Source organism: Nonomuraea montanisoli, from assembly GCF_013363975.1.
GTDB lineage: Bacteria > Actinomycetota > Actinomycetes > Streptosporangiales > Streptosporangiaceae > Nonomuraea > Nonomuraea montanisoli.
Genome location: NZ_JABWGN010000028.1, coordinates 1 through 15,228, shown reverse-complemented (window position 1 = coordinate 15,228; position 15,228 = coordinate 1). Strand labels below are relative to the sequence as shown.

Genomic DNA, 15,228 nt, shown 5'->3' with positions numbered 1-15,228 from the left:
CGGGCCGGTGAAGGCGCAGGTCGGGGCGGTGCCGCCACACCAGACGAACCTGACATCTGGTGCATCGTAGCGGCACCGTCACCCCACCGCAGCCCCCACCCGCCCCACCGGCGCCTCCGGGGCCGCCCGGTCAGGCGGCCTGGAGGTCGGGCCGGCAGGTACGGCAGGGGCGGTAGCCGGCGGTGCGGGCCGCGCCGAGCGTGCGGAAGCCGTGCCGGTGCGCGGGCGTGATCCGCCGGGCGTTGTGGCAGGTCGGGAAGCACACCACCCCCGTCGTGTCGCTGGCCAGATAGAAGACGCGCTCCCTGGCCAGGCCGTCCAGCCGGCCCAGGTCGACGCCCTCCGCCAGCAGCAGCCGCTGCTTGGCCGCCGGCCCGAACACGTACTCCCCCAGCGCCCCGTCGGAGCGCGTCACCCGGTGGCAGGGGACGAGCAGCGGCACGGGGTTGCGGGCGAGCGCCGTGCCCACCGCGCGCACCGCTCCGGGCCGTCCGGCGCGGGCCGCGATCCACGCGTACGGCCTGACCTCGCCGCGCGGGATGGCCTGGACGGCGCGCAGCACGTCCCGCTGGAAGTCGCCCAGCTCCTCCAGGTCGAGCGCCAGCCCGGAGAGCCTCCCGGTGCGCAGCGCGGGCACCAGGCCCGCCGGCGGCCGCGTGGCCGGCATCAGCGGCCGGCCGAACCGCGACCGGAACGCGCCGGTGAACCCGTCGCCCTCATGGACGTAGGCCACGCCCCGGGCGGTCCAGGCCACGGACAGCTCGCCGATCGGGCTCGGCACCGCGATCCAGCGGGCCGCGATCCGGTCCAGCAGCCCGGCCGGGGCCTCAACGGCCAGCCCGGCGAGCCTGGCGAGCAAGGGGTCGTCGTTCATCGGACACCTCCGAGCGTGCGCAGCCGCTTCAGTCCGCGCGACACGTGTGACTTGACCGTGCCCTGCGGGATCTTCAACACCGTGGCGACCTCGACGACCGGCAGGTCGGCGACGTGCCGGAGCACCACCGCGAGGCGCTGCTCCTCCGGGAGCTGGGCGAGCAGCCCCGCCAGCTCGTCGCCGGTCTCCTTCCGCAGCGCGGCGTCCTCGACGCCCTCGCGCGGATCGACGACCTCCATGGGCTCCTCCCGCAGGTCCGGTGGCGGCTTGCGGGACTTGGCGCGGGCACAGTTGCGCCAGATGTTCATGAGGATGGTCAGCAGCCACGGCCGCGTCTGCAGCGCCGCTATGCGCTCGGCGTCGTAGCCCGCCACCGCCCGGTAGGCGCGCAGGAACGTCTCCGCCGCGAGGTCCTCCGCGTCGGCCCAGCGCCCGGACAGCCGCAGCGCCGTCGAGAAGACGACGTCGCGGTGGACGCCGTACAGCTCGGCGAACCCTTCGTCGAGGTCGTCGAGCAGCGCCTTGCGCACCGGGTCGAGGCAGTCCATCTCACTCACATCTACACCAACACCGCGACGCGGCGATCGGTGGCATCCGGTGCGAAAGAAATTCTGCCGCCGGACGCGGAAGGCCCGCGCCGTTGCGGCGCGGGCCTGTCGCGAAGGAGAGGGTGGGCAGACGTACGGGTCAGACCGCCACGGCGAGCTGGGAGACCTCGCCCAGCTTGGCCTCCACCTGCACGTCACGGGTGACGCCGCCGCCCGCGATGATGCGGACGGTCCAGTCGCCCGGCGCGGCGAAGAACCGGAACACGCCGTCGTCCGACACCACGACCTCGCCGGTGAACTCACCGGAGTGGTCGAGCAGCCGGGCGTAGGCGGTGCCGGCGCCCGTGACGACGCCCTGGATCACGGCCTGGTTGGACAGATCGATCCCGGCGGGCAGAGCGATCGTCTGCTCCGGGGCTCCGCATCCCTGCGCGCTCATCGGGCCTCCCCCAGCTCGATCGGCACGCCCACGAGCGAGCCGTACTCGGTCCACGAACCGTCGTAGTTCTTCACGTTGGACTGGCCGAGCAGCTCGTGCAGCACGAACCAGGTGTGCGCCGAGCGCTCGCCGATGCGGCAGTAGGCGATGGTGTCCTTGCCGAAGTCGACACCGGCCTGCTGGTAGAGCGTGCGCAGGTCGTCGTCGCTCTTGAAGGTGCCGTCGTCGTTGGCCGCCTTGGACCACGGGATGTTGCGGGCGGTGGGCACGTGGCCGGCGCGCTGGGCCTGCTCCTGCGGCAGGTGGGCCGGGGCGAGCAGCTTGCCGGTGAACTCGTCGGGCGAGCGGACGTCGACCAGGTTGAGCTTGCCGATGGCGCTCACGACGTCGTCGCGGAAGGCGCGGATCGCGGCGTCCTGCTCCTGGGCGACGTACTGGGTGCGCTCGCGCCGGGGGACGTCCTTGACCAGCTCGCGCGAGTCGAGCTCCCACTTCTTGCGCCCGCCGTCGAGCAGCTTGACGTTGTCGTGGCCGTACAGCTTGAAGTACCAGTAGGCGTAGGACGCGAACCAGTTGTTGTTGCCGCCATAGAGCACGACGGTGTCGTCGTTGGAGATGCCGCGCTCGGACAGCAGCGTCTCGAAACCGGTCTTGTCGACGAAGTCACGGCGGACGGGGTCCTGGAGGTCCTGCCTCCAGTCGATCTTCACGGCGCCACGGATGTGGCCCTTGTCGTAGGCGCTGGTGTCCTCGTCGACCTCGACGAGTACGACGCCTGGCGTGTCGAGGTTGGCCTCGACCCAGTCGGCATCCACCAGGACGGCGGAGCGGCTCATTGGTGAACCTCCCATGTGGCGGCGGGCAGTAGACGGCGAATCAGCAGGTACGTTTCGCAGCCGAGACAGAGTCCGAAGGCTGCGTTGAGGAAGGCGGCGAGGAGAGCCGCAGCCGTGGCCCCGAGGGCCAGCGGCGTGATCCCGGCGACGAATCCGACCAGTCCTGCGACCGCGAAGGCCAAGCCCACACCCTGCGCGAAGCGCGGCGGGCGGGCGTCCTCCGTCACCTTCGGGGCGCTCGTGACGAGCGTCCGGAAGACCATCCCGTACGGTGAGCGGCCCGCCAGACCCAGAGCGAACACCACGGCCTGGGCGGCGAGCAGCCACGCGCTTCCCGTCACGAGGACGAGAGCGAGGACCAGGGTGGTGACGGCCGCGCCGAAGCGCAGCACTCTAGGGTCGGCACGCATCTGAAGGATGCTCCCTGAAGGGGTCGGGTTGAGGCGGATCGGATGTCCGCGCGAGACCGTCCTCAGGCAGCGCGACAGAGCGCGGTGGCTACGCGGCAGAAATCAACCGCGCGCCGCTTCGTCAGCAGCTCTGTCGAAAGGTTCATGCGGACGACACTACTCGTCGTCTCGCCATCTGTCACATCTCGTCCGGTTCTTGAGACGCGGACGTCTCGGGACGTGATTCCGCGGGCGGCACGGCGGCCGCGAGGGCGGTCAGCACGTCGGCCTTGCGCGGCTGGCCGGAGCCCCTTTTCACGATATTTCCGGAGGAGTCGAGGACGAGGACCGTCGGGGTGCGCAGGATGTCCAGCTCCCGCACCAGGTCCAGCCGCGACTCCGCGTCGATCTCGACGTGCGCGACCCCCGGCACGAGCGCGCTCACGTCGGCCAGGACGCGCCGCGTCGCCCGGCAGGGCTGGCAGAACGCGGTGGAGAACTGCACGAGTGTCGCCCTCGGCCCGAGGGGGACGCCCAGCACGTCGGCGGTGAGGCGGTCGTCGCGCCCGTCACCGGCCTGGTCGCCGGACATGTCACGCATGCGGCCGTCGCGGCGCAGACGTACCACCCCGATTCCCGTACCCAGCGCCAGCGTCGCCAGCACCACCCACACGCCCGTCATCGCCAGATGCAACCACGCGCGCGCCGGCGGCATTCCGGCCCGGTCAGCTCCGCGGTCCGGGAACCTTGACCAGCACCTGCTTCGAGGAGGCGTCCACCACCTCGAACCTGGCGATGTCCTTCACCGGGATCCACGTCCGGCTGGCGAAGACCGGCTTGTCCGCGTAGTTCTCCCGATCGACCGTCCAGCTGTCCGAGACGTCGCGCCGCCCGTCACGGCCGACCACGACCAGCCGGCACGCCGTGCCGGCCGGCACCGCGGACACCTTCACCGAGAGCCCGGTCCCGCGCGCGCCGGGGAACACCGCCACGCTCGCGGCGTAGCCGGACGACCGGTCACGGCCGGCGAACTCCTGCCCGCTCGCCCTGGCCGACGGCATCGGCGTCGCGCTCGCCTCGGGCTGCCTCTCGGCCATGATCCTCGGCTGGTCGTCCTGCGTCTTCTTCGCGCGCGGCTTCTGGGTGGCCTTGGGGCGCGCGGCATCGTCCGACGAGCGGGCGGAGTCCTGGGCGCTCGTCAGACCCTCGCCGGGCCGGGACGCCGCCGGCGCGGAGGCGCTCGTCGCCCCCTGGTGATGGTTCGCGACGGCCGTCCACACGGCGCCGCCCGCGACGATCGCCGCCGCCGAGGCGGCCACGAGCATGAGCATCCGGCCCCTGCGGTGACGCCTGGCGCGCGCGTTCAGCAGCCGGTCGAGCACCTGGCGCGGCGGGCTGGTCACGAGCTGCACGTCACGCTCGGACACCTTGTCCAGGAAGGCGGACACGCCCTCCAGCTCCACCAGCTCAGCGCCGCAGACCTCGCAGGTCGCCAGGTGGGCGTCGATCTCCAGCGCCTCGTCCGGCTCCAGCGCCCCCAGCGCGTGGGCGCCCAGCGAGATCCGTACCTCCTCGCACGTCATGGCGCCAGCCCCCGCTCCTCCAGGGCGAGCTTCAGCGCCCGCAGCGCGTAGTAGGTGCGCGACTTGACCGTGCCGGGCGGTATGCCCAGCGTGGCCGACGCCTCCTTCACCGATCGCCCCCGGTAGTAGACCTCCAACAGCACCTCGCGGTGCTCGGGTCGCAGCGCGGCCAGCGCCTCCGCCACGGCCCACGACTCGACCGCCCGTTCCAGCTCGTCCTCCGCGGGGACGACGGCCAGCGCCTCGTCGCCGGTCTCCTGCGGACGCGACTTGCGCGCGCGGTGCTGATCGACCACGAGGTTGCGGGCGACGGTGAACAGCCAGGCGCGGATGGGGCGGCCGGAGAGGGCCTCGGGGTGTCGCCACGCCCTCAGCAGCGTCTCCTGCACCACATCCTCCGCCCGTCCGGCATCGCCGGTCAGTCGCAGCACGTAACCGTAAAGCGGCCCGGCGTGCTCGTCGAAAAGGGTCCGCACGAGCTCCTCGTCGGCGGTGCCTGCTGGACTCACGCCCTCATCACGTACGGCGGGGCGGGACGGTTCAACGGGAGAGGGTTCATCGGGCTCCGAGCCGCTGTCCGCTGAACGGGACGTTCTCCGCCTCGGCCGTGAACTCCAGCCCGTCGGCCACATTGCGCACCCCCGTCACCTTCACGTCGAACGGCAGGTCGCCCTTGAACGGGATCGGGTAGCTCACCAGCCCGGCGACCGCGTCGGGCACTCCCGCGATCTTCTGCGCCCGCAGCCGGATGCCGCCGTCGACCACCTCGATCTTCATCTCGGCGTCGAACTTCACCTTGTTCACCCCGACCATCACCTCGCCGGACGCGACGAGCCGCGACCCGTTGCCGCTGATCCTGACGCCCTTCGGCGCGTACTTGTCGATCGTCTCGCGTGTCAGCGTGCCGCGGACCGTCAGCCGCCCGGCCCGGACCTCGGCGCGGTTCTGCAGCACGTCGGCGAGCGGCGCCGTCACGTCGTTGGCGATGCCCTGGAGGTTCTTCACCGGGACGCCCCCGTACGTGAGCGTGCCCAGGTCGAAGCGCACCTCGGGGTAGCGGCCCGAGACGGCCTGGGTGAGGAACGGGAAGCCCTCGATCGACACCTCGGGCTGCCGGTCCAGGTCGGCGGAGGCCGCGATCCGGGTGGACAGGTCCCGCTCCACGCCCGCGACCGCGACGCGGTCCACGACGGCGAGAAGAACTCCCAGCACGATCAGGAAAACGAGGAGTTTACGCATCGGGCTCCCTGTCTCAGGCCATGGATCATGAGCTTATCGAGTGGAATGTCCCTTCCCCGCAGGGCCGCCCGCTCACCGATCCGATGACCTTGGAAAGACCGTCAGCCGCCCGCGAACGGGGGCAGGATCTCGACCGTCGCCCCCTCGGCGAGCACCACGGTGTCATGGGCGCGCTTTCCCACTGGTGAGCCGTCGACGAGGAACGAGGAACGGCGCACCACCCGCGCGAGCTCGGCGCGGTCCCGTGTGATTTTCGTCATGAGTTCGCCAAGGGTCGCCGCCTCGAACGACTCCTCGGGGACTCCCGCGGCTTCGCGCGCCGCGGCCCAATACCGCACTTTTCCAGTAGCCATGGCAACCTCATCATCGCAAAAGTGTGGCCGTGCGACTTCCTTAACATTGTCGTCGCAGGTAAAACGCTGTTCATCTGTCGGACGCCCCATGGACGCGAGATTCGCGTGGGTTATCCTCCCCTACAGGACCTGGGCGATGTAGCCCCCGGGTCCTTGCGCGTTTGAGGAGGCCGAAATGAGCAGTCTGCTCCTGCTGACCAACGCCCTGGAGCCGTCCTCCGAGGTGCTGCCGGCGCTGGGGCTGCTGCTCCACTCGGTCCGCGTCTCCCCCGCGGAGGCGTCCGCCCTCATCGACGCGCCGCCGGTCGACGCCGTGCTCGTGGACGCCCGCAAGGAGCTCGCCCACGCCAAGAGCCTCTGCCGGCTGATCCGCACCACCGGCGTCGACTGCCCGCTCATCGTCATCGTCACCGAGGGCGGGCTCGCCGCGATGACCGCCGAGTGGGGCGTGGACGACGTGCTGCTCGACAGCGCCGGCCCGGCCGAGGTCGAGGCGCGGCTGCGCATGGCGACCGGCCGCATCTCGCAGGCCGGCGGCGAGGACGTGCCCGACGAGATCCGCAGCGGCGACCTGGCCATCGACGAGGCCACCTACACGGCCCGGCTGCGCGGGCGGGTGCTCGACCTCACCTTCAAGGAGTTCGAGCTGCTCAAGTACCTCGCCCAGCACCCCGGCCGGGTCTTCACCCGGGCGCAGCTCCTGCAGGAGGTCTGGGGCTACGACTACTTCGGCGGCACGCGGACGGTCGACGTCCACGTGCGGCGGCTGCGGGCCAAGCTCGGCACGGAGTACGAGTCGCTGATCGGCACGGTGCGCAACGTCGGCTACCGCTTCGTCCCCGACCGCGCCGACACGGCCAACGTCTGACGAGAGGCCCGCCCCCTCGGGGAGCGGGCCTCGCCGGTTTCTCAGGGGGTCAGCTCGTCACCGTGATGCGGTTGGTGGCGGGCGGGGCGATCGGGCTGTTCCTGCCCAGGTGGTCGACGAACGCGTCGATGTCCAGCGGGCCGCTCCAGACGTCCGTGCCGTCCTTGAAGGCGAGGAACGCGTCCCCGCCGCCGACCAGGAAGTTGTTGGCCGCGACGCGGATCTGCTGGGTGTCCGTGGCCGGGGCGCCGTCGATGCGGATGTCCGACACCTTCGAGCCCCACGCGGCCGAGGTGCTGTAGGTGTAGGTCAGGTTCGCCGAGGGCTGCAGGATCTTGGTGAACGCCTGGTTGTTGGGCCCGCCGGTGAACTGCTGCTCCAGCACCGTCTTGAGCTGCGCGCCCGTCAGCGTGACCACCTGCATGAGGTTGTTGAACGGCTGGACGGTGAACGCCTCGCCGTAGGTGACGACTCCGTCGCCCTCACCGGCCGGGGAGCCGGCGTAGGTCAGGGGCGCGCGGACGCCGCCCGGGTTCATGAGGGCGATCTGCGCGTTCCCGCCGGTCTTCGTCGCGGCGAGCTGCGCGTCGGCGATGAGGTCGCCCAGCGGCGTCTCCCCGCTCGGCCGGGCCGTGTTGGAGATGTCGGCCGTGATGCGGCCCACGGGCCGGTTGGCGACCGACGCGACCTTCTCCTTCCAGAACGTCACGAAGTCCGAGATGTCCTGGTCCGGCTTGACCGTGCGCGTCACGACGTGGTTGTCCGCCACGACCGAGGAGCGCACGACGTCCCGCGTGCGGACGTCCACCTGGAGGTCCACCTGCGTGATGACGCGGCCGAACGAGCCGCCCTGCGAGTAGAGCCGGTCCTGGCCGGCCGGGTCCTTGACCTTGCAGAGGTACGCCTGGTGGGAGTGGCCGCTGAGCACCACGTCGATCTCGGGGTCCACCTGGGTGGCGATGCGGTTGCCCGCGCCCGGGACGGCGCTGCACGCGTCCGGCGACTGCCCCGGGGTGACCTGGTCGCCCTCGTGGACGAGCACGACCTGGGCCTTCACGCCGAGGAGCTTGAGCACCTTGGAGGCCACGTTCGCGGCCTTGACCTCGTCCACGAACTTGAGGTCCTTGATGCCCTCCGCCGTGACGATGCCCGGGGTGGTCTGCGTGACCAGGCCGATGAAGCCGACCGGCACGCCGTTCATCCACTTGACGCTGACGGGCGGCAGCGCGGGCACGCCCCAGTCGGACAGCAGCTTCTTGACCGCGGGCCGGCTGCCCAGCGCCGCGAGCGCGTCCGACTTCTCGCTCGGGTTCTTGAACAGCACGTTCGCGCCCACGTAGTCGTAGGAGGCGCCCTTCCACTCCCCGGCGGGCGAGCAGCCGTCGACCGGGTGGCAGCCGCCCTTCATGATCCGGCGCAGCTCGGCGTAGCCCTCGTCGAACTCGTGGTTGCCGACCGCGGCGACCTTCAGCCCGAGCTTGCCGAGGAACTCGACGGACGGCTCGTCGTGGTAGGCCGCGGAGATCAGCGGGGTGGCGCCGATGAGGTCGCCCTGGGCCACGGCGATGGTGTTCGCGTCGGTGTGGGCCTTCATGTGGGTGGCGATGTAGGCGGCTCCGCCCGCCTCCACGGTGGCGCCGTTCTCGTCGACCATGCGGCCGGACGAGCCCGTGGGGGGTTCGAGGTTGCCGTGGAAGTCGTTGAGGGCGAGCAGGCGGACGGGAACCGTCCGGGGGGCCTGCTGCGCGTCCGCCGGTGCCACGGCCAGCAGAGCCGTGGTGGTGGCGACGGCTCCGGCCACGGCGAGCCGGAGGAGGGAACGAGACGTCATGGCCCAAGACGTTACGGCGCGAAGCTTTGCAGCCAATGTCGCAAAGGTAACGATTCGCCAGCCGACGCCATGGCGTGTTTTGCCAGTCGTACGCCTAGAGTTCGACCTGTGACGGCACGCGTGGAAGTCAGACAACGGCTCGATGACCAGGAAATCACCGACGTGCTCGCGCTCGTCGAGGCGGCGACGGAGGCCGACGGCGTCCGGCCGCTGAACGAGCACGTCATGCTCCACCTGCGCTACGGCGGCGACCCGCGCGCCCGCTCGCTGCTGCTCCACGACGGCGACGCGCTGGCCGGGTACGCGCACGTGGACCCCACCGACGAGGTCGAGGGCCCGAGCGGGGAGCTCGTCGTCCACCCGGCGTACCGGCGCCAGGGGCACGGCCGGCGGCTGCTGCGGGCCGTGCTCGACCAGGCCGGCGGGCGGCTTCGGCTGTGGGCGCACGGCGACCACGAGGGGGCCGGGGCGCTGGCCGCCTCCCTGGGGCTCCAGCGGGTGCGGTCGCTGTGGCAGATGCGCCGGTCGCTGTTCGCGCCGCTGGCGCCGTACACGCTGCCCGACGGCGTCCGGCTGCGGGCCTTCGAGCCCGGCCGGGACGAGGAGGAATGGCTCAAGGTCAACGCCGCCGCCTTCGCCCACCACCCCGAGCAGGGCGCGTGGAGCCTGGACGACCTGCTCAGGCGGGAGCGGGAGCCGTGGTTCGACCCGGCGGGGTTCTTCCTGGCCGTACGCGGCGAGCGGCTCGTGGGGTTCCACTGGACGAAGATCCACGGATCCTCGGAACACGGGCACGAGCCGCTCGGCGAGGTGTACGTCGTGGGCGTCGATCCCTCCCAGCAGGGCACGGGCCTGGGCAAGGCGCTGACGCTGGCCGGGCTGAGCCACCTGCGCTCGCGCGGGCTCGCGCAGGCGATGCTCTACGTGGACGGGACGAACACGGCGGCGATCCGGCTGTACGAGTCGCTCGGCTTCGCCCGGTGGGACGTGGACGTCATGTACGCCGCCACGTCATGAGGGGTTATTCGACCATCCAGTGCAGGGCGAAGTAGGTCAGGGCGGCCACCAGCGCCGCCGCCGGGATCGTGAGGATCCAGGCGGTCACGATGTTGCCCGCCACGCCCCAGCGCACGGCCGAGAGCCGCTTGGTGGAGCCGACGCCCATGATCGCGCTGGTGATGGTGTGGGTGGTGGAGATGGGGGCGCCGAAGCCGATCGCGGCGGTGTACAGGACCGTCGCCGCCGCGGCCTCGGCGGCGAAGCCCTGCGGCGGGTCGAGGGCGATGATGCGCCGGCCGAGCGTGCGCATGATGCGCCAGCCTCCGGCGTAGGTGCCGAGCGAGATGGCGCCCGCGGCGGAGATGATGACCCACTGCGGGATGGGGTCCTGCGGCGAGGCGTAGCCGCCGACGACGAGGGCGAGGAAGATCACACCCATCGTCTTCTGGGCGTCCTGCAGGCCGTGGCCGAGGGCCATGGCGGCGGCCGAGACCGTCTGGGCGTACCGGAAGCCGCGGTTGGTCTTGCCCGGCTGCGCGCGGCGGAAGATCCAGTAGATGGCGATCATGATCCCGGCGGCGATCGTGAAGCCGAGCACCGGGGAGAGGATCATGGGGACGACGACCTTCTCCACCACGCCGTCCCAGTGCACGAGGCTGGCCGAGGCCAGCGCCGAGCCCACGAGACCGCCGATCAGGGCGTGGCTGGAGGAGGAGGGCAGTCCGAAGTACCACGTGATGAGGTTCCAGGCGATGGCGCCGACCAGGGCGGCGGCCACGACGACCAGGCCGTGCGTGCCCTGTGGGGCGTCGATGATGCCCTTGCCGACGGTCTGCGCCACCTGGGTGCCGAGGTGGGCGCCGATGAAGTTCATCGCCGCGGCCATGAACAGCGCGGCCCTGGGGGTGAGGGCGCGTGTGGAGACCGAGGTCGCGATGGCGTTCGCCGCGTCGTGGAAGCCATTGGTGTAGTCGAAGGCCAGCGCCACGACGACCACGCCGATGACGAGGGCGAGCGTGAGGTTCACGGGGCTTAGCTTTCCTTGACCGCGATCGACTCGACGGTGTTGGCCACGTGCTCGAAGGCGTCGGCGGCCTCCTCGAGGGCGTCGATGACCTCCTTCATCTTCATGACCGTCAACGCGTCGTACTCGCCGCTGAACAGCTTGGCCAGCAACCGGCGGTAGACCTGGTCACCCTGGTTCTCCAGGCGGTTGACCTCGATCCAGTACTCGTTGAGGTTCTTCATCGAGCGCAGCCGCGGCATCGCCTCCGCGGTCAGCTCGGCCGCCCGCTCCAGCACCTCGACCTGGCGCACGACGTCCTTGGGCAGGTGGTCGAGCTGGTAGAGCACGATGAGGTCGGAGGCCGCCTCCATGGCGTCCATCACGTCGTCGAGGTTCGAGGCGAGGCGGTAGATGTCCTCGCGGTCGAACGGCGTGATGAAGCTCTCATTGAGCCGGTTCATGATCGCATGGGTGCGGTCGTCGCCCGCGTGCTCGCACGCGCGCATCTTCTCGGCCAGGGCTTCCCTGTCCGACCCGTCGCTGATGATCTCCACCAGCAGGCGGGAAGCAGTGACCAGGTTGTTCGCCGAGTCGGCGAACAGGTCGTAGTAGCTGTCCTCACGTGGCGTGAGACGCAGGCGCACGTCGTTCTCCAGATGTGCGGGGATGGTCCGTGGAAGAGGGTACGGCTTACCAGGCGAAATGCGAACTTCATGTCCCCTTCTCCTAGTCGCTACCCTCCGTATGTTCTGCGACACCGGGGCACCTGACGGTCCGGGGCACACTCGCTGGGGACTTGTTCTGCCTTACGGTCACCATCTTCGTGAGTTTCCTTCCAGACCGCCAGCCTGGTCAGGTGTCGTAACTGGAGCTTCACCTTCCCCGAACGGGGAGAGGATCACAGGGGACGCCGGAGAGGGGCTGTTGCTGGGACAGGTTTTCCCGGTGCGCGCGCCCTTCCGACGCACGCGGCCTTCCGACGCGCACGCCCTTTCGACGCGCACGCCCTTTCGACGCGCACGCCCTTTCGACGCGCACGCCCGGCTACGGACCCGGACAGCGCCCCCCTCGGACCCACCCGGACAGCGTCACCCGAGCCGACTCGTCCGGGCGACGTCACCTGAGCCGAGGCCCCAACGCCTCACCCGAGCGACACCTCAACCCCCACCAGCGCCTTTCCCGAGCAGCCACCCGAAGCAGGAATCGGGCTCATCAGGAAGCGGCCGGATGTCAGATCACGGTGCGGTGGAAGTTGCGGAATGACCGGGACGGCGTCGGCCCGCGCTGCCCCTGATACCGCGACCCGTACTTCGCGGACCCGTACGGGTGCTCGGCCGGCGAGCTGAGCCGGAACACGCACAGTTGCCCGATCTTCATCCCCGGCCACAGCTTGATGGGCAGGGTTGCCACGTTCGACAGCTCCAGCGTCACGTGCCCGCTGAAACCCGGGTCGATGAAGCCGGCCGTCGAATGCGTCAACAGCCCCAGCCGTCCCAGCGAGCTCTTCCCCTCCAATCTGGACGCCAGATTGTCGGGAAGCGTGATGACCTCGTAGGTCGAAGCCAGCACGAACTCGCCGGGATGGAGGATGAACGGTTCATCCCCATCCGGCTCGACCATACGCGTCAGATCTGGTTGCTCGACGGACGGGTCGATGTGCGGGTACTTGTGGTTCTCGAAGACCCGGAAGTACCGATCGAGCCGCACGTCGATGCTGGAAGGCTGGAGCATCTCCCGATCGAACGGATCGAGCGCCAGCCGTCCCGAGTCGATCTCGCTCAGGATGTCACGGTCAGAGAGCAGCACGTGGAGCAACCTACCGTGTGCGGGCTTGCTGAAGTGGGCTGGGTTTCCGCTACAGTGGGAGCGCGGCTCCGGCCGATGCGGGTGTAGTTCAATGGCAGAACATCAGCTTCCCAAGCTGACAGCGCGGGTTCGATTCCCGTCACCCGCTCCACCTCATGCCTTTTGAGCCCGACAGCATGGCCTTCTCCAATAGCGGCGCTACGCGCCATGGGGAATCAGACTGCGTCCAAGTGGGGGCGCGGCCCCCACACCCCAGCTCCACTGCATCGCCTTCGCCCTGGGGGGCGCTTCGCGCCAAAAGCGCTCAGACAGCGTCTGATTGGGGCTCCGCCCCAAACCCCAATCGAGGGGCTCCCGCCCCTCGAGCTCCCCGGCCCGTTGCTCGCCTCGTGAAACGAAAAGTCATATGGAGATGGGGCGAAAGATCAGCACAACCTGTCCTGTGACGAGGAAGAAATGGAGGGGTGGGAGCTGTCTGCCTGCGCTGCAGCCGCTCTCACCGCTCCGGCAGCACAGCAGCGAGGAGCGCCCCCGGTATCAGTAGCCGCCGTAGGTATCGATGACGGGCTAGCGCCGCATCAGGCAACGTTCCCCTTCCTTGCAGGGCGCTGCCTGAGGCGTGAGCGTATATGTCTTCTCAGTAGGTGCTGCTTTTATGGGGAGGCCTCGGCGGGACAAGCGTCCAGAGCACGCTCCAGGGCTGTCCGCGCGGCCATCTTCCCTGCGGTGTGGAAGGAGTGCTCGTTCGAGTCGACGTCATGGATGACCATGCGCCGGAGGACCACTTTGGCGTCCAAGATGATCTGCCGCTTGGCGGCCAGTTCCTCACACATGCCCTCGGCGAACGCATCGAGATATCCGAAGACGACTCTGTAGTCCTGGTCGCCGCCGTTCTGTCCGAAGACGAGACACACATCGGTTGGTATGGCGAGCTCGATGCCGCTGCCCGTTCCGTTGCCTGGCTCGAAGTCGACGGTGACGACGGCGAACACGCTGCACACGGTCTGCTTGACATACCGCGCTCCACGTCGCGTATGGAGTGCGGAGGGAACAGCAGGGGTTCTTCGGGCGTCACACTCACGGTAGAACCAGTCTCAAGCCACGTTGGCCCCGTCGGCGATCGGGCGGGAGGCGTTCGTCGATGCCGTGATGGTTCCGCCAGATGATGTAGCGGCGGATCACGCTGTCCTTTTCCTGGCCGTAACACTCGGCCCGGCCGTGCAGCCTGGGGCCGGTCCCGGACGGCAACGGCCGGGGCCGTGAGCGCTACCAGCCACCGCATCCGATGTCTAGGCCTGTTCTGTGGATCTCAGCAGAACACCGGTGATGGAGCCGACAACCATGGCGCCGACGAAGCGGAGGTCGGCGCTCCAGGGCGGCGCGGCTGTTGCGAGCGAAGGCGACCAGCGTGGTGCGCCGCAGGTCACGATGACTGAGCTGCGCCCGAGATGGCCCATTTGATCTGACTGGATGGCTTGGCCCGAGCGTGGGTGGCACACTGTGCCAGTGAAGATGATCAAGAAAGCGGTCGCGGTCTCGGCGGTGGCCGCGGTCTTGGCGGTCGCGGTGCAGATCCTCGTACTGATCTTCGTCCCCATCTACGGATCCGCTGCGGTGGATCTGACAACGTGCAAGATCCAAGTGGCGCAGCAGCATCCCGTGCTGGAGAAGGAAGTGACTCCGTTGCTGGCCCGGCTGTTCCCCGCGGGCTCGGTCACAGCGATCGACCGTGAGGACAACTGCCAGTTCGAACCGCTTCCTGACCTCATTCCCTCACCGAGCGCCAGCGTGGTCGCGACAGTGGCGGACGATGCCCAGCACGTTCGGGATGCCTTGGCCGCCATGCATCGGGAAGGCTGGCGGTATGTGGAGCCCATCGAGGAACTCGATCTACCGCAAACGTTGGGGCTGAGGAAGGAGTTCTCGCACGGCACCGTCGAGATGACCCTCGAGTACGACCCTCGCGTATCTGGCGGCTCGGGCGTACGCACGTGGGAGTTCTTTTTCGAATACTCCTAGCAAAGCCCGAGTAGCCTGCTCGGATGGATGCGACCGCCATGCTGGAGTGGCTTCTGGAGCGCAACGTGAGCGCTCTCCTTCGAGTAGATGCCGGCCGAGACGGCATACGCCCGTGGACCTTCCACGCGAGCAGCGAGCCACAGCACGACGACAGTTGGTCGGTGCGCACCGATGCAGATTCCGCAGAGGAATGCCTCCACCGCGCCCGTAAGGCGCTCAAGCAACACGGACTCGACCTTCCCGAGTGACCAACCACCGCAGCCATGGCCACCGGCGGGGGCACTCAGGCTCCGGGATGACCACCATGCCATCTAGCGCCTGTGCGGAGTTCGGATCTTAGGCTGGTCGGAGGCTTCGGATCCATAAGACGGCTCCGCGTAGGTGCAGGCCGGCCAGATAGCTGTCGGGCGTCTTGTCGAACCGGAAGGCTAGCCCACG

20 protein-coding genes and 1 tRNA gene are annotated in these 15,228 nt (G+C 69.5%); 5 read left to right on the top strand and 16 right to left on the bottom strand.

Annotation, left to right across the window (positions count from 1 at the left end; all coding sequences use genetic code 11):
- Positions 1-130: 130 nt before the first annotated feature.
- The 11 genes from HTZ77_RS43315 to HTZ77_RS43270 form a co-directional block, all read right to left on the bottom strand.
- Positions 131-874: a methylated-DNA--[protein]-cysteine S-methyltransferase gene (locus tag HTZ77_RS43315; protein ID WP_175595626.1), complete on the bottom strand. Its 744-nt coding sequence runs from the start codon at positions 872-874 to the stop codon at positions 131-133.
- On the bottom strand, positions 871-1,422 hold the full coding sequence (locus tag HTZ77_RS43310) for an RNA polymerase sigma factor (RefSeq protein WP_175595668.1): 552 nt from the start codon (positions 1,420-1,422) through the stop codon (positions 871-873). Before HTZ77_RS43310 ends, HTZ77_RS43315 begins: the two co-directional genes overlap by 4 nt.
- A 139-nt stretch (positions 1,423-1,561) precedes the next feature.
- Positions 1,562-1,861 (bottom strand): DUF1416 domain-containing protein, encoded by a 300-nt coding sequence (locus HTZ77_RS43305; RefSeq protein WP_175595625.1) that lies wholly within the window; start codon positions 1,859-1,861, stop codon positions 1,562-1,564.
- Complete coding sequence (locus HTZ77_RS43300) at positions 1,858-2,697, bottom strand: sulfurtransferase (RefSeq protein WP_175595624.1); 840 nt, start codon at positions 2,695-2,697, stop codon at positions 1,858-1,860. The genes HTZ77_RS43305 and HTZ77_RS43300 overlap by 4 nt, the downstream gene beginning before the upstream one ends.
- Positions 2,694-3,107: a DUF4395 domain-containing protein gene (locus HTZ77_RS43295; RefSeq protein WP_175595623.1), complete on the bottom strand. Its 414-nt coding sequence runs from the start codon at positions 3,105-3,107 to the stop codon at positions 2,694-2,696. The genes HTZ77_RS43300 and HTZ77_RS43295 overlap by 4 nt, the downstream gene beginning before the upstream one ends.
- Positions 3,108-3,169: 62 nt before the next feature.
- On the bottom strand, positions 3,170-3,253 hold the full coding sequence (locus HTZ77_RS48905; RefSeq protein ID WP_358371395.1) for a putative leader peptide: 84 nt from the start codon (positions 3,251-3,253) through the stop codon (positions 3,170-3,172).
- Positions 3,254-3,285: 32 nt separating this feature from the next.
- Positions 3,286-3,768, bottom strand: coding sequence for a thioredoxin family protein (locus HTZ77_RS43290; protein ID WP_175595622.1), 483 nt, complete (start codon positions 3,766-3,768; stop codon positions 3,286-3,288).
- A gap of 43 nt (positions 3,769-3,811) precedes the next feature.
- Complete coding sequence (locus HTZ77_RS43285) at positions 3,812-4,669, bottom strand: anti-sigma factor family protein (RefSeq protein WP_175595621.1); 858 nt, start codon at positions 4,667-4,669, stop codon at positions 3,812-3,814.
- Positions 4,666-5,178, bottom strand: a complete 513-nt coding sequence (locus HTZ77_RS43280) for a sigma-70 family RNA polymerase sigma factor (protein ID WP_175595620.1) — start codon at positions 5,176-5,178, stop codon at positions 4,666-4,668. Before HTZ77_RS43280 ends, HTZ77_RS43285 begins: the two co-directional genes overlap by 4 nt.
- A 46-nt stretch (positions 5,179-5,224) precedes the next feature.
- Positions 5,225-5,908, bottom strand: a complete 684-nt coding sequence (locus tag HTZ77_RS43275; RefSeq protein ID WP_175595619.1) for an LmeA family phospholipid-binding protein — start codon at positions 5,906-5,908, stop codon at positions 5,225-5,227.
- Positions 5,909-6,009: 101 nt separating this feature from the next.
- A complete protein-coding gene (locus tag HTZ77_RS43270; protein ID WP_175595667.1) occupies positions 6,010-6,261 on the bottom strand; it encodes a MoaD/ThiS family protein in 252 nt (83 codons plus the stop codon).
- 175 nt (positions 6,262-6,436) lie between these two features.
- Between HTZ77_RS43270 and HTZ77_RS43265 the strand changes: the two genes are divergently transcribed.
- Entirely contained in the window at positions 6,437-7,129 is a 693-nt protein-coding gene (locus HTZ77_RS43265) for a response regulator transcription factor (RefSeq protein WP_175595618.1), read from the top strand.
- A 49-nt stretch (positions 7,130-7,178) separates the two neighbouring features.
- Here HTZ77_RS43265 and HTZ77_RS43260 read toward each other — a convergent pair whose 3' ends face one another.
- Positions 7,179-8,960: a bifunctional metallophosphatase/5'-nucleotidase gene (locus HTZ77_RS43260; RefSeq protein ID WP_175595617.1), complete on the bottom strand. Its 1,782-nt coding sequence runs from the start codon at positions 8,958-8,960 to the stop codon at positions 7,179-7,181.
- Positions 8,961-9,068: 108 nt separating this feature from the next.
- Between HTZ77_RS43260 and mshD the strand changes: the two genes are divergently transcribed.
- Complete coding sequence (gene mshD / locus HTZ77_RS43255; RefSeq protein WP_328809107.1) at positions 9,069-9,977, top strand: mycothiol synthase; 909 nt, start codon at positions 9,069-9,071, stop codon at positions 9,975-9,977.
- Between the two features lie 4 nt (positions 9,978-9,981).
- Here mshD and HTZ77_RS43250 read toward each other — a convergent pair whose 3' ends face one another.
- The 3 genes from HTZ77_RS43250 to dcd form a co-directional block, all read right to left on the bottom strand.
- Positions 9,982-10,986 (bottom strand): inorganic phosphate transporter, encoded by a 1,005-nt coding sequence (locus HTZ77_RS43250; protein WP_175595615.1) that lies wholly within the window; start codon positions 10,984-10,986, stop codon positions 9,982-9,984.
- Positions 10,987-10,991: 5 nt separating this feature from the next.
- A complete protein-coding gene (locus tag HTZ77_RS43245; RefSeq protein ID WP_175595614.1) occupies positions 10,992-11,609 on the bottom strand; it encodes a DUF47 domain-containing protein in 618 nt (205 codons plus the stop codon).
- A 586-nt stretch (positions 11,610-12,195) separates the two neighbouring features.
- A complete protein-coding gene (gene dcd, locus HTZ77_RS43240; protein WP_175595613.1) occupies positions 12,196-12,771 on the bottom strand; it encodes a dCTP deaminase in 576 nt (191 codons plus the stop codon).
- A 77-nt stretch (positions 12,772-12,848) separates the two neighbouring features.
- Here dcd and HTZ77_RS43235 point away from each other — a divergent pair.
- Positions 12,849-12,922 (top strand) — tRNA-Gly (locus HTZ77_RS43235).
- 502 nt (positions 12,923-13,424) lie between these two features.
- Here the strand turns inward: HTZ77_RS43235 and HTZ77_RS43230 are convergent.
- Positions 13,425-13,763: a hypothetical protein gene (locus HTZ77_RS43230; RefSeq protein WP_175595612.1), complete on the bottom strand. Its 339-nt coding sequence runs from the start codon at positions 13,761-13,763 to the stop codon at positions 13,425-13,427.
- 514 nt (positions 13,764-14,277) lie between these two features.
- On the opposite strand from HTZ77_RS43230, the gene HTZ77_RS43225 reads away from it, so the two are divergent.
- Together HTZ77_RS43225 and HTZ77_RS43220 are read left to right on the top strand one after the other, a co-directional pair.
- A complete protein-coding gene (locus HTZ77_RS43225) occupies positions 14,278-14,790 on the top strand; it encodes a hypothetical protein (RefSeq protein WP_175595611.1) in 513 nt (170 codons plus the stop codon).
- A gap of 23 nt (positions 14,791-14,813) precedes the next feature.
- A complete protein-coding gene (locus tag HTZ77_RS43220) occupies positions 14,814-15,038 on the top strand; it encodes a hypothetical protein (protein WP_175595610.1) in 225 nt (74 codons plus the stop codon).
- Positions 15,039-15,228 lie beyond the last annotated feature (190 nt).

Coding starts and splice junctions, on each gene's coding strand:
- HTZ77_RS43315 (WP_175595626.1), bottom strand. CDS start 874: ATGAACGACGACCCCTTGCTCGCCAGGCTCGCCGGGCTGGCCGTTGAG.
- HTZ77_RS43310 (WP_175595668.1), bottom strand. CDS start 1,422: ATGGACTGCCTCGACCCGGTGCGCAAGGCGCTGCTCGACGACCTCGAC.
- HTZ77_RS43305 (WP_175595625.1), bottom strand. CDS start 1,861: ATGAGCGCGCAGGGATGCGGAGCCCCGGAGCAGACGATCGCTCTGCCC.
- HTZ77_RS43300 (WP_175595624.1), bottom strand. CDS start 2,697: ATGAGCCGCTCCGCCGTCCTGGTGGATGCCGACTGGGTCGAGGCCAAC.
- HTZ77_RS43295 (WP_175595623.1), bottom strand. CDS start 3,107: ATGCGTGCCGACCCTAGAGTGCTGCGCTTCGGCGCGGCCGTCACCACC.
- HTZ77_RS48905 (WP_358371395.1), bottom strand. CDS start 3,253: ATGAACCTTTCGACAGAGCTGCTGACGAAGCGGCGCGCGGTTGATTTC.
- HTZ77_RS43290 (WP_175595622.1), bottom strand. CDS start 3,768: ATGACGGGCGTGTGGGTGGTGCTGGCGACGCTGGCGCTGGGTACGGGA.
- HTZ77_RS43285 (WP_175595621.1), bottom strand. CDS start 4,669: ATGACGTGCGAGGAGGTACGGATCTCGCTGGGCGCCCACGCGCTGGGG.
- HTZ77_RS43275 (WP_175595619.1), bottom strand. CDS start 5,908: ATGCGTAAACTCCTCGTTTTCCTGATCGTGCTGGGAGTTCTTCTCGCC.
- HTZ77_RS43270 (WP_175595667.1), bottom strand. CDS start 6,261: ATGGCTACTGGAAAAGTGCGGTATTGGGCCGCGGCGCGCGAAGCCGCG.
- HTZ77_RS43265 (WP_175595618.1), top strand. CDS start 6,437: ATGAGCAGTCTGCTCCTGCTGACCAACGCCCTGGAGCCGTCCTCCGAG.
- HTZ77_RS43260 (WP_175595617.1), bottom strand. CDS start 8,960: ATGACGTCTCGTTCCCTCCTCCGGCTCGCCGTGGCCGGAGCCGTCGCC.
- HTZ77_RS43220 (WP_175595610.1), top strand. CDS start 14,814: ATGGATGCGACCGCCATGCTGGAGTGGCTTCTGGAGCGCAACGTGAGC.